At 70.0% G+C, this 13536-nt stretch carries 7 protein-coding genes and 1 pseudogene; 4 read left to right on the forward strand and 4 right to left on the reverse strand.

The features are described from left to right. Positions 1–31 precede the first annotated feature (31 nt). Both gltB and IF47_RS0104135 read left to right on the forward strand, forming a co-directional pair. Positions 32–4603, forward strand: coding sequence for a glutamate synthase large subunit (gltB, locus tag IF47_RS0104130; RefSeq protein ID WP_031506695.1), 4572 nt, complete (start codon positions 32–34; stop codon positions 4601–4603). Further along, the gene (locus IF47_RS0104135) at positions 4596–6128 is read left to right on the forward strand and encodes a glutamate synthase subunit beta (RefSeq protein WP_031506697.1); all 1533 of its coding nucleotides are present in this window, start codon (positions 4596–4598) and stop codon (positions 6126–6128) included. The genes gltB and IF47_RS0104135 overlap by 8 nt, the downstream gene beginning before the upstream one ends. 170 nt (positions 6129–6298) lie before the next feature. Here the strand turns inward: IF47_RS0104135 and IF47_RS0104140 are convergent. After that, a pseudogene (locus IF47_RS0104140) lies at positions 6299–6637 on the reverse strand (TIGR03618 family F420-dependent PPOX class oxidoreductase); the annotation flags it as partial. 3 nt (positions 6638–6640) lie between these two features. Then, positions 6641–7567: a hypothetical protein gene (locus IF47_RS0104145; RefSeq protein ID WP_037731909.1), complete on the reverse strand. Its 927-nt coding sequence runs from the start codon at positions 7565–7567 to the stop codon at positions 6641–6643. A gap of 106 nt (positions 7568–7673) precedes the next feature. On the opposite strand from IF47_RS0104145, the gene IF47_RS0104150 reads away from it, so the two are divergent. Then, positions 7674–8015 (forward strand): chorismate mutase, encoded by a 342-nt coding sequence (locus IF47_RS0104150; protein ID WP_031506702.1) that lies wholly within the window; start codon positions 7674–7676, stop codon positions 8013–8015. Positions 8016–8093: 78 nt separating this feature from the next. Next, a complete protein-coding gene (gene pepN / locus IF47_RS0104155; RefSeq protein ID WP_031506703.1) occupies positions 8094–10625 on the forward strand; it encodes an aminopeptidase N in 2532 nt (843 codons plus the stop codon). A gap of 52 nt (positions 10626–10677) precedes the next feature. Here the strand turns inward: pepN and IF47_RS0104160 are convergent, their stop codons facing one another. Both IF47_RS0104160 and IF47_RS0104165 read right to left on the reverse strand, forming a co-directional pair. Further along, positions 10678–11211: a hypothetical protein gene (locus IF47_RS0104160; protein ID WP_031506705.1), complete on the reverse strand. Its 534-nt coding sequence runs from the start codon at positions 11209–11211 to the stop codon at positions 10678–10680. Beyond that, a complete protein-coding gene (locus tag IF47_RS0104165; protein ID WP_031506706.1) occupies positions 11208–13514 on the reverse strand; it encodes a DUF6571 family protein in 2307 nt (768 codons plus the stop codon). Before IF47_RS0104165 ends, IF47_RS0104160 begins: the two co-directional genes overlap by 4 nt. Between the last annotated feature and the right edge of the window lie 22 nt (positions 13515–13536).

Consider the following 13536-nt stretch of genomic DNA (forward strand, 5'->3'; position numbering starts at 1 on the left):
GACAACTGCCACGACGACGACGGGAGAGCCGATGCGTGCCGCGCTCCTGACGGCCCACCCTGCCAAGCAGGGCATGTACGACCCGCGCAACGAGCACGACGCCTGTGGCGTCGGCTTCGTGGCCACCCTCACCGGAGAGGCGAGCCACCGCCTGGTCGAGCAGGCACTGACCGTCCTGCGCAACCTGGAACACCGAGGCGCCACCGGTTCCGAACCGGACTCCGGCGACGGCGCGGGCATCCTGGTCCAGATCCCGGACACCTTCTTCCGCGAAACGGTCGCCTTCGACCTCCCCGAGGCGGGCGCGTACGCCGTGGGCACCGCCTTCCTCCCGACGGACGAGACGGAGGCCGCCGACGCCCTCTCCCACATCGAGACGATCGCCGCCGAGGAGGGCCTGACCGTCCTGGGCCGGCGCGAGGTCCCGGTCGCACCCGACCTGCTCGGCGCGGCCGCCCGCTCCACCATGCCCGCCTTCCGGCAGATCTTCGTCGCCGACGGGGCGAACACCGGCCTCGCCCTGGACCGCAAGGCGTTCGTGCTGCGCAAGCGCGCCGAACGCGAGGCCGGCGTCTACTTCCCCTCGCTGTCCGCGCGGACCATCGTCTACAAGGGCATGCTCACCACCGGACAGCTCGAGCCCTTCTTCCCCGACCTGTCGGACCGCCGCTTCGCCTCCGCCATCGCGCTGGTGCACTCGCGGTTCTCGACCAACACCTTCCCCTCCTGGCCCCTGGCCCACCCCTACCGCTTCGTCGCCCACAACGGCGAGATCAACACCGTCAAGGGCAACCGCAACTGGATGCGGGCCCGGGAATCCCAACTGGCCTCCGACCTGTTCGGCACCGGCCAAGACGGCGGGAACCTGGAACGGATCTTCCCCGTCTGCACCCCCGACGCCTCCGACTCCGCCTCCTTCGACGAGGTGCTGGAACTGCTCCACCTCGGCGGCCGCTCACTGCCGCACGCGGTGCTGATGATGGTCCCCGAGGCGTGGGAGAACCACCCCTCCATGGACCCGGCCCGACGCGCCTTCTACCAGTACCACTCCACGATGATGGAGCCCTGGGACGGCCCCGCCTGCGTCACCTTCACCGACGGCACCCAGGTCGGCGCCGTCCTGGACCGCAACGGCCTGCGCCCGGGACGCTACTGGGTCACCGACGACGGACTGGTCGTCCTCTCCTCCGAGGTCGGCGTCCTCGACATCGACCAGAGCAGGGTCGTCCGCAAGGGACGCCTCCAGCCCGGCCGGATGTTCCTGGTGGACACCGCCGAACACCGCATCATCGAGGACGACGAGATCAAGGACGGGCTCGCCTCCGAACACCCCTACCAGGAGTGGCTGGAAACCGGGATCATCGAACTGGGCGACCTCCCCGAACGCGAGCACATCGTCCACACCCACGCCTCGGTCACCCGCCGCCAGCAGACCTTCGGCTACACCGAGGAGGAACTCCGCGTCCTCCTCGCCCCGATGGCCCGCACCGGCGCCGAACCGATCGGCTCGATGGGCACCGACACGCCCATCGCCGCGCTCTCCGACCGCCCACGCCTGATCTTCGACTACTTCACCCAGCTCTTCGCACAGGTCACCAACCCGCCGCTGGACGCCATCCGCGAGGAACTCGTCACCTCGCTGATCTCCTCCCTCGGCCCCCAGGGCAACCTGCTGGAACCCACCGCGGCCTCCTGCCGCAGCGTCACCCTGCCCTTCCCGGTGATCGACAACGACGAACTGGCCAAGCTCGTCCACATCAACGCCGACGGCGACATGCCCGGCATGAAGGCCGTCACCCTCTCCGGCCTCTACCGCGTGGCCGGCGGAGGCACGGCCCTGGCCGACCGGATCGAGGAGGTCTGCGCCGAGGCCGACACCGCCATCGCCGACGGCGCCCGACTCATCGTCCTGTCCGACCGCCACTCCGACGCCGAACACGCCCCCATCCCCTCGCTGCTGCTCACCTCCGCGGTACACCACCACCTCATCCGCACCAAGCAGCGCACCCGGGTCGGCCTGCTGATCGAGGCCGGCGACGTCCGCGAGGTCCACCACGTCGCCCTGCTCATCGGCTACGGCGCCGCGGCCGTCAACCCCTACCTGGCCATGGAGACCGTCGAGGACCTGGTCCGCGCGGGCACCTTCCTGCCCGCCGACACCGACCCCGACACCGCCATCCGGAACCTGATCAAGGCCCTCGGCAAGGGCGTGCTGAAGGTGATGTCCAAGATGGGCATCTCCACCGTCGCCTCCTACCGCGGCGCCCAGGTCTTCGAGGCCGTCGGCCTGGACGAGGCGTTCGTCGACACCTACTTCCACGGCACCGCCACCAAGATCGGCGGCGTGGGACTGGACGTCATCGCCGCCGAGGTCGCCGCCCGCCACGCCAAGGCCTACCCGCCGTCGGGCATCGCCCCGGCCCACCGCGGGCTGGAGATCGGCGGCGAGTACCAGTGGCGCCGCGAGGGCGAGCCGCACCTGTTCGACCCGGAGACGGTCTTCCGCCTCCAGCACGCCACCCGCAACCGCCGCTACGACATCTTCAAGCAGTACACCCGGCGCGTGGACGAACAGTCCGAACGCCTGATGACCCTGCGCGGCCTGTTCTCCTTCGCGTCCGACCGGCCCTCCGTCCCGATCGAGGAAGTCGAACCCGCCTCGGAGATCGTCAAGCGGTTCTCCACCGGAGCCATGTCCTACGGCTCCATCTCCCAGGAGGCGCACGAGACCCTCGCCATCGCCATGAACCGGCTGGGCGCCAAGTCCAACACCGGCGAAGGCGGCGAGGACCCCGAACGACTCCACGACCCCGCCCGCCGCTCCGCGATCAAGCAGGTCGCCTCCGGCCGCTTCGGCGTCACCAGCGAGTACCTGGTCAACGCCGACGACATCCAGATCAAGATGGCCCAGGGCGCCAAGCCCGGCGAGGGCGGCCAACTCCCCGGCCCCAAGGTCTACCCGTGGGTCGCCAGGACCCGGCACTCCACCCCCGGCGTCGGACTCATCTCCCCGCCGCCGCACCACGACATCTACTCCATCGAGGACCTCGCCCAGCTCGTCCACGACCTGAAGAACGCCAACCCGAACGCCCGCGTCCACGTGAAGCTGGTCTCCGAGGTCGGCGTCGGCACGGTCGCGGCGGGCGTCTCCAAGGCCCACGCGGACGTCGTGCTGATCTCCGGCCACGACGGCGGCACCGGCGCCTCCCCGCTCACCTCGCTCAAGCACGCGGGCGGCCCCTGGGAACTCGGCCTGGCCGAGACCCAGCAGACCCTCCTCCTCAACGGCCTGCGCGACCGCATCGTCGTCCAGACCGACGGCCAGCTCAAGACCGGCCGCGACGTGATGATCGCCGCCCTGCTGGGCGCCGAGGAGTACGGCTTCGCCACCGCGCCGCTCGTCGTCTCCGGCTGCGTGATGATGCGCGTGTGCCACCTGGACACCTGCCCGGTCGGCATCGCCACCCAGAACCCGGTGCTGCGCGAACGCTTCACCGGCAGGCCCGAGTTCGTGGTGAACTTCTTCGAGTTCATCGCCGAGGAGGTCCGCGAACTCCTCGCCGAACTCGGCTTCCGCACCCTGGACGAGGCCATCGGCCACACCGAGGTCCTCGACGTCGACCGCGCGGTCGACCACTGGAAGGCCCAGGGCCTGGACCTGGCCCCGCTGCTCCACGTGCCCGACCTCCCCGAGGGCGCCGCCCGCCACCGGGTGGTCGCCCAGGACCACGGCCTGCAGAAGGCCCTGGACAACCAGTTGATCAAGCTCGCCACCGACGCCCTGTCGGCCGACACCGCCGAGACCGCCCAGCCGGTCCGCGCCCAGGTGCCGATCCGCAACGTCAACCGGACGGTGGGCACCATGCTCGGCCACGAGGTGACACGGAAGTTCGGCGGCGCGGGCCTGCCCGACGACACCATCGACATCACCTTCACCGGCTCCGCCGGCCAGTCCTTCGGCGCGTTCCTGCCGCGCGGCGTCACCCTCCGCCTGGAAGGCGACGCCAACGACTACGTCGGCAAGGGCCTGTCGGGCGGACGCGTCATCGTCCGACCCGACCGAAGGGCCTCCCACCTGGCCGAGTACTCCACCATCGCCGGCAACACCCTCGCCTACGGCGCCACCGGCGGCGAGATGTTCCTGCGCGGCAGCGTCGGCGAACGCTTCTGCGTCCGCAACTCCGGCGCCCTGGTCGTCTCCGAGGGCGTGGGCGACCACGGCTGCGAGTACATGACCGGCGGCACGGCCGTCGTCCTGGGCCCCACCGGCCGCAACTTCGGCGCCGGCATGTCCGGCGGCACCGCCTACGTCGTCGACCTGGACGCCGACGACGTCAACCCCGACATCGCCGACGCCGTCGAACCCCTGGACGACACCGACCGGCGGTGGCTGCACGACGTGGTGCGCCGCCACCACCAGGAGACCGGATCCACCGTCGCCGAGGCACTGCTCGCCGACTGGGCCGCCGCCGCCGGGCGCTTCAGCAAGATCATGCCGACCACCTACAAGGCAGTGCTCGCCGCCCAGGACGCCGCCGAGCGAGCCGGACTGTCCCAGGCCGAGACCCACGAGAAGATGATGGAGGCGGCGTCCCATGGCTGACCCCAAGGGCTTTTTGAACACCGATCGCGAGACCGCCGAGACCCGCCCCGTGGCGGAACGCGTCAAGGACTGGAACGAGGTGTACGTCCCCGGCTCCCTGCTGCCGATCATCGGCAAGCAGGCCGGACGCTGCATGGACTGCGGCATCCCGTTCTGCCACAACGGCTGCCCGCTGGGAAACCTCATCCCCGAGTGGAACGACTACGCCTGGCGCGGTGACTGGCAGGCCGCCGGCGAACGCCTCCACGCCACCAACAACTTCCCGGAGTTCACCGGACGACTGTGCCCGGCGCCGTGCGAGTCCGCCTGCGTGCTGGGCATCAGCCAACCCCCGGTGACCATCAAGAACGTCGAGGTCACCATCATCGACAAGGCCTGGGAGGCCGGCGGCGTCACCCCCCAGCCCCCCGAACGACTGTCGGGCAAGACCGTCGCCGTCATCGGCTCCGGACCCGCCGGCCTGGCCGCCGCCCAGCAGCTCACCCGCGCCGGCCACACGGTCGCCGTCTACGAACGCGCCGACCGCGTCGGCGGACTGCTGCGCTACGGCATCCCCGAGTTCAAGATGGAGAAGCGGCACATCAACCGCCGCATCGAGCAGATGCGCGCCGAGGGCACCAAGTTCCGCACCGGTGTGGAGATCGGCCGCGACATCGACGCCGCCGACCTGCGCAAGCGCTACGACGCGGTCGTCATCGCCGCCGGCTCCACCACCCCCCGCGACCTGCCCGTCCCCGGCCGCGACCTCAAGGGCATCCACCAGGCGATGGAGTACCTGACGCCGGCCAACAAGGTCCAGGAGGGCGACTACATCACCTCGCCCATCTCGGCCGAGGGCAAGCACGTCGTCGTCATCGGCGGCGGCGACACCGGCGCCGACTGCGTCGGCACCGCCCACCGCCAGGGCGCCCTCTCCGTCACCCAACTGGAGATCATGCCCCGCCCCGGAGCGGAGCGGGACCCGGTGACCCAGCCGTGGCCGACCTTCCCCCTGCTCTACAAGGTCACCTCCGCGCACGAGGAGACCGCGGTGCTGGCCAGGACGGAGGAGGGCGGCGACCCCGGTGAGGGACCCTCCTCGCCGAAGGCGGGCGAGGAGGGACGGATCTACTCCGTCTCCACCACCCACTTCGAGGGCGACGAGGACGGCGCCGTGCAGGCCCTGCACCTGGTCGAGGTCGAGTTCGGGGACGGGCGGTTCCAGCCGAAGCCCGGCACCGAGAAGAGGATCCCCGCCCAGCTCGTCACCCTGGCCATGGGCTTCACCGGCATCGACACCACCAACGGCCTCGTCGAACAACTCGGCCTGGAACTGGACGCGCGCGGCAACGTCGCCCGCGACGAGAACTTCCAGACCAACGTCCCCGGCGTGTTCGTCGCCGGAGACGCCGGCCGCGGCCAGTCGCTGATCGTGTGGGCCATCGCCGAAGGCCGCTCCGCGGCCCGTGCCGTGGACCACCACCTGACCGGCTCCGACGCCCTGCCCGCCCCCATCAAGCCGACGGACCGCGCACTGACGGTCTGACGGCCCCACCCGCCCGTCGGGCGCCGCGCGACACCGATCCGCGGCGCCCGACGGGACAGCCCGCGGCGCCGACCCCCTCCCCGACCGGGGGCCGGCGCCGCGTCCCGCCCGGCGCCCGGTCGCCCCGGCACCCGGGGCGGAACCCCACGATTCCCCGGCCGGCCGGCCGGTCAGTCGGCCTGCGCCAACCGCGCCGGGAAACCACCGGTGGCCACCGGACCCCACCGCTCCGGCGTGATCCGCAGCAGCGACTTCCCCTGCCGCACCATCGCCTCCCGGTACTCGTCCCAGTCCGGATGCTCACCCGCGATCACCCGGAAGTACTCCACCAGCGGCTCCACCGCCTCGGGCACGTCCAACACCTCCGCGGTGCCGTCGACCTGCACCCACGGCCCGTTCCAGTCGTCCGACAACACGATCACGCCGACGGCCGGATCACGGCGCGCATTGCGGGTCTTGGCCCGCTCCGGGTACGTGGAGACCACGATCCGCCCCGCGCCGTCCGCCCCGTCTCAGGTGTCGCACTCCAGGACGCTGCGACACAACCCGCACCGCGCCCGCACCCGCCCGCGCACCGGCACCCGGACACGCTGCAGACACGTCGGACACGCGAACGACACCCGCAGCGGCGAACACGACTCGAAGACGTAACCCCCCTCGGGATCACGAGGCGGGAACGGCGTCTCCTCCGGATGCGTCCGCGCGTACCGCCGGTCCCAGGCGTACCGGTGCCGCCCCGCCCAGCCGCAGGCCACCAGCGGCGGACGCCGCGCGTCCCGACGCGCCACCTCCCGCCCCCGCACATACGCCTCGTACGCCTGCGGACTGGTGAACCACGGCGCCGGGTCCTCCCCGAACACCTCCGCCCGCTTGGCCAGCACGTAACCGAACTCCTCCGGCGTCAGATACCCCAGCTTCTGCGAGGTCAGCCCGTCCTCCCGGAAGGCGTCCAGCAACAGCCACCCCGACCCCAGGTACGCCGTCACCGTGTCGGTGAGGATCTCGTTGTCCCGCACCCCGGGGAACGACAGCCCCAGCCGGTGCAACCAGACGTGCGTCACCTCGTGAGCCAGCGCCGCCCCGATGTCACGACGGTGACTCTTGAACCGCGAGTTCAACTCCACGAAGTACTCCGGCCCCGCCGCCGGCTCCACGTTCGCCGCGTACTCCATGTCGCGGAAGCTCACCACCAGCCGCGCCTCCGGCAACCGCAGGTGCCGCACCAGCACCCGCGCCACCCGCTGCGCACCCGTGTACAGCTCGTCGACGTCCGCGAAGGCCACGTCACCCGCGGCCACACTGACATCGAAGGTACGGACCGTCTCGTACGACAACCGCCGGTACAACGCCGTGATCGCCTCCCGCACCGTCGGAAGATGCGGAAAACCGTGCTCGACGGGGCTGCGCGAACCCCCGGGGCCACCACCGCGCACCGCCATGCGCCCCACCGCCTCCCGTGGGTCGTCGGGCCGCCTGATGCCCACTGTACGGCGGCGGACCACCCGTGGCCGAGCGCACGCGCACAAGCGCATAGAGTCGATGACCATGACCGACAGTGAGATCGACCCGGCGGTGCGCGCCGAGCTCACCCGACTGCGCGACAGCATCGACAACATCGACGCCGCCGTGGTGCACATGCTCGCCGAGCGCTTCAAATGCACCCAACAGGTCGGCCGGCTCAAGGCCGAACACAACCTGCCCCCCGCCGACCCCGCCCGCGAGGCCAGCCAGATCGCCCGCCTGCGCGGCCTCGCCGAGAGCGCCAAACTCGACCCCGCGTTCGCCGAGAAGCTGCTCAACTTCATCATCGCCGAGGTGATCCGGCACCACGAGCGGATCGCGGAGGACACCCAGACGGGGGAGCGGGAGGAAGAACCGGGGAGGTAGCCCACCGCCCGACGACGACCCGACGACGACATGACGACCGGCCGGGACCCCCTCGAGCGCGTACGGCAGCATGACCCCATGCCCGCACTCACCCACGACGAGGCCCGCCACCGCGCCCGCCTCCTCGACGTCCAGCACTACGCGATCGACCTCGACCTCACCCGTGGCGAGGAGACCTTCGGTTCCACCACCACCGTCCGCTTCACCACCCGCGAAGCCGGCGACACCTTCGTCGAGGTGCGGCCCCACACCCTCCACCGGGCCGTCCTCGACGGACACGACCTCGACCCCGCCACCCTCGCCGACGGACGCCTGCCCCTGACCGGACTCACCGCAGGCGACCACGAACTGCGCGTCGAGGCCGACATGCCCTATTCCCGCACCGGCGAGGGCATGCACCGCTTCACCGACCCCGCCGACGGCCGCACCTACCTCTACACCATGTGCTTCCAGAACGAGGCACCCCTCGTCTTCGCGGCCTTCGACCAGCCCGACCTCAAGGCCCCCTTCACCGTCGCCGTCACCGCCCCCGAGGACTGGACCGTCCTCGGCAACGGCACCGCCCACCGCGTCCAGGACGAGCCCGGCCGCTGGAAGTGCGCCACCACCCCACCCCTGAGCACCTACCTCGTCGCCGTGGCCGCCGGCCCCTGGCACTCGGTGCGCACCGAACACGCCGGCATCCCCTTCGGCCTCCACGTACGGCAGTCCCTCGCCCCCCACCTCGACGCCGACGCCGAAGAACTCCTCGACATCACCCGCCGCTGCTTCGACCGCTACCACGAGATCTTCGACGAGCCCTACCCCTTCGACTCCTACGACCAGGCGTTCGTCCCCGAGTTCAACGCCGGCGCCATGGAGAACCCCGGACTGGTCACCCTCCGCGACGAGTACGTCTTCCGCTCCGCCGTCACCGACACCCAGCGGCAGACCCGAGGCGTGACCATCGCCCACGAGATGGCCCACATGTGGTTCGGCGACCTGGTCACCCTCCGCTGGTGGGACGACATCTGGCTCAACGAGTCCTTCGCCGAGTACATGGGCTACCAGATCCTCGCCGAGGCCACCGACTTCACCGACACCTGGACCGACTTCGCGATCCGCCGCAAGGCCTGGGGCTACGACGCCGACCAGCGCCCCTCCACCCACCCCGTCGCCCCCGAACCCGACGCGGTGCCCGACACCGCGTCCGCCCTGCTCAACTTCGACGGCATCTCCTACGCCAAGGGCGCGAGCGCCCTGCGCCAACTCGTCGCCTGGCTCGGCGAGAAGACCTTCCTCGCCGGCGTCAACGACCACTTCGCCCGCCACCGCTTCGGCAACGCGACCCTCGCCGACCTCGTCGACTCCCTGACCCGCGCCTCCGGCCGCGACGTCCGCGCCTGGGCCGACCGCTGGCTGCGCACCAGCGGCGTCGACACCCTCACCCCCACCGTCGCCCCCACCGTCGACGAGGACACCACCGGCCGGCCCCCACGCCTGGAGATCACCCACACCGGCGACCGCCCCCACCGCATCGCCGTCGGCCTGTACGACCTGGCCGGCGACGGAAGCGGAACCCTGGTGCCGCGTGACCCCCTGGAGATCGACCTGGCCGCCGACGACGACCGGCACACCCACCCCGTCGACGGTCCCCGCCCCGACCTCGTCCTCCTCAACGACCGCGACCTCACCTACGCCAAGGTCCGCCTCGACGAGGAATCCTGGCGGACCGCCCGACACCACCTGTCCGGCCTGCCCGACCCGCTGACCCGCGCCACCGTCTGGAACGCCGCCCGCGACATGGTCCGCGACGGCGAACTCCCGCCCGGCGACCACCTGGACACCGCCCGCACCCAACTGCCCCACGAGACCGACAACGCCATCGTCTCCGGCGTGCTCGCCTTCGCCCGCCACGAGATCGCCGACCGCTACCTGCCACCACGGCGGCGCACCACGGCGCTGGAAACCCTCACCGACCTCGCCCACACCCTGCTGGAGAACACCCCGGCCGACGGAGAGGACAGCGGAGTCCACCTGACCGCCGTCCGCACCCTCGTCGACAGCGCCACGAACCCCGACGACCTCCACCGCTGGTGGACCACCGACACCCTCCCCGGCGGCCTACCCCTCGACCACGAACTGCGCTGGCGACTGCTCCACCGCCTCGCCGTCCTCGGCGCCATCGGCCCCGCCGACATCGACACCGCCCTCGAAGCCGACCCCAGCGCCACCGGAGCCGAGGGCGCCGCCCGCTGCCGCGCCGCCCTCCCGGACCCCGCCGCCAAGGAAGCCGCCTGGCAAGCCCTGTTCGACGAATCCGACACCCTCTCCAACTACCTGTTCACCGCCACCTTCCAGGGCTTCTGGCACCCCGAACAACATGATGTGCTGAAGGACTACGTCCCCCGCTACTTCGCACAGGCCCCCGCCCTCGCCGACCGCCGCGGCCCGGCCATCGCCCAGGCCTTGGCCCGGTACGGCTTCCCGCACCCCTTCACCGACGCCGACACCCTGGCACTGGGGGAGCGGTGCCTGACGGACGCCACCCTCGTCCCCGCCCTGCGCCGCCCACTAGCCGACGAACTCGACGACCTCGCCCGCGCCCTACGGGTGCGGAAGGCGCACTGACCCGCGGAAGGCGCCGGGCCCCGCCCGACACGGACGGGACCCGGCCCCCGGTTCACAGGTCGGCGCACGGATCGCTTCTCAGGAACTCCTCGCGGTACGCGGTGATGAACTTCTCCATGGCCTCCGCGTTCGACACGCCCGTATTCCTCACCCTGGCCACGAGGAAAACATCCCACTTCTTCCCCTGCTCGGTGCAGCGCACAGCGGTGACCGCACCCCTGTCGGAGTACACGTACGACTTGTCGGCGGCCTCGTACTCCGGCTTCACATAAGCCTGAGAGGGGGCGAAGCGCCGCGCCGACCAGCCGGGTTCCCACCACTCCCAGGTCATTTGGAAAACGTCCTTGTCGTCCACTGAAACATCACAGGACCAGTCGGTTCCATCGTCGTCGGGAACCTGACTTATCCGCTTTCCCGTAGGCAGAAAAGGCTCGATCAATCCGGCGCCGATGTCCAGGTCGCACAACGACTCCGGAACAGCGTACTCTCGTTTCTCTTCCTCGGTTCCGCACCCGCTCGCCAACAAGGAGAGACCGAAGACCAGTGGGACGGCCGTGCGGAAGCCAATGGAAGGGACCAAGCTCATGACGCGTCTCCGGAAGCTTTCAAATTGGCCCCCTCGCTGTGACTGTTGCCCACTTGTGTGCCGGCTGTCGCCTGAAGATCCTTGATGGTGTCCATGTTGAGATCGGGATGGCCGGCCGCTGCGCGCAGAACGGCCTCCTTGGCCGAATCAATGGCCGCCATACGAGCCTGATCGTAAGAGCGAATTCCGTCGTTCTCCTTTTCGACGACATCCTTCTCGACGCTCTTCACCACGCTCTCGGCGATGTCCTCGGCCATCCAGTTGATGGCGTCACCCACCACCGGAACGCGGGCCGGAATGGCCGAGGTGCCCAACTCGACGATGCGGGTGACCCACTTGCCCTTGTCGGCCGCTGCCTCGTTGTAGTCCTTGGCCGATGCCACGTGGTAGTCCAGGATGGCATCCGCCCGGGCCTCGCTCATGATGCCCGCGATCACGGCGCCGGGAGCGACCGCGGTGCGCACCCGCTCGCTCACCGGCACCGTCGACTCGCTCTTCCCATTGATGACGTCGTCGACCATCATCGACGTGTACGCCTGCTGGGCGTTGGTGATGGCGCCATAAGCGTCCGGGTCCTGACCCACCTCGGCGAGGAACTGCTTCACTTGACTCGGATCCCCGAAAACCGCCGGCACACCCTTGACCGGAAAACGGTCCGACGACACGTCGTCCCCGTACATCGTGCGCTGGAAATCGCCCATGTACTCGGCGGTGATGTTGCCCAGGCTGTCCCGCAGGGTGTGGAGCGGCCCGGTCTTCAGATCCTCCGCCTCCCCGCTCTCGTTGCGGCGGATCAACTCGGGATGTTCACCGAAGTGCGACACCAGCTTCTTGGTGAGTTCCACACGCTCTTCCGTGTGTTCGACCGGCTCGGTCGACTCGCTGTCGTACGCGCGCCCGGTGGTGGCCGCCTCCAACGCGTGGCCGAGCGCGTTGGGTCCGTGCTGGAAGGCGTCCTCGGAACCGTCCGCACCCGGCATCGCCAGGGTGTCCGGCGGCCACTTGAAGTCCTCCTTGAGGAACTCCTCCAGGTACGTGTAATCCAGCTTCGCGTTTTTGTCGGGGTTGACGGTGCCGTCCTCCAGGTACACCGTCGGCATGCCTGTGAAGAACCTCTCGGCCGCCTCCGGACTGTGCCCCAACGCCTCCAGCACGCTCGTCAGCGGGTCGTAGCCGGAACCGCCCTTGCCCGACGGGTTGAAACCGAAGTCCAAGTCGCCCCCGCCGATCGGCTTGGTCGACATGAACCGCATCGGCTCCTCGTGGTGGAGCTGGGTGATGTGCTCCGCGATCGGGGTGAGGAAGTCCGCGTCGTAGTTCCCGTGGCGCAGCAGCCCGCCGAGGACCTGGTACCCGTACGACCTGTTGACCGCGCCCGGCTCCAACTCGATCTCCTTGGTGCCGAGTTCACGGAACTCCTTGCCCCAACTGGAGGGAAGGTGCGTCTTGCTGTCCGGATCGGTGGCCGTGGCGAGCGCCACCCCCATGTGGCGTTGGAGATCCCGGGCCAGCGCCAGTCGCTCCTTGTCGTCGCCCTGGGTGCCGTCGTGCGACATACGGCCGTAGAAGCGCAGGGCCTCTTCCGGACCACCCAGTCCCTTGTAGAAGGAGGTGGAGAACTCCGGATCCCTGGCGTTGAACTTCAACAGCGTGTTCAGTTCGGTGTACTGTCCCTTGGTCATATCGGGGCCGAGAGCCGCCAACTCCAGAGCCCGCTCGGCCTGTGCGTCGTCCAACGACGAGTACTTCGCGTGGCCGAAGTTGTGAGTGTCGCCGCCGTGACTCTTCTTCAGCGCCCGGGCCGCCGAGTCGTCGATCTCCTCCGCATGCGCGATCAGTCGGTTGATCCGGCGCTCCAGATCGCGGCCGGTCTTCTCCATTCGCCGCAGATGCTCCTCGGCGTCGGGGTCGGTGCCGTACGGGGTGCGTTCCACGACGCACTTCACGGTCCCGTCGCCGTTGTCCGTCACCCTGATGCCCTGCTCACGGCCGTCCCTGACCGCTTCCTTCAGGTCCGACTGGACGGACAACAGGTCGGAGTGGGCGTCGCTGAGAACGTTCTTGATGCTCTCGGCCTGGGCCGCCGCGTCGTCGAACTCCTTGGCGGTCTTGTGGACGAACGGCTTGGTGACGCCGGCGTTCTCGCCTCTCCACTGGGCCTTGTCGGCCTTGGCCACCATGCCGGAGCGGGCGTCGTCCGCCAACTTCTCCAGCTTGGTGACCATCGACTCCCAGTCCGCGACCGCCGCCGACAGGTCGGAGAGGGAGACGGTGTACAGGTCGCTGTACGTCAGTTTGGGCATGATGGCTTCTCGATCCCCGCCT

Origin of the sequence: Streptomyces megasporus (genome assembly GCF_000718985.1) — a bacterium.
Taxonomy (GTDB): Bacteria; Actinomycetota; Actinomycetes; order Streptomycetales; family Streptomycetaceae; genus Streptomyces; species Streptomyces megasporus.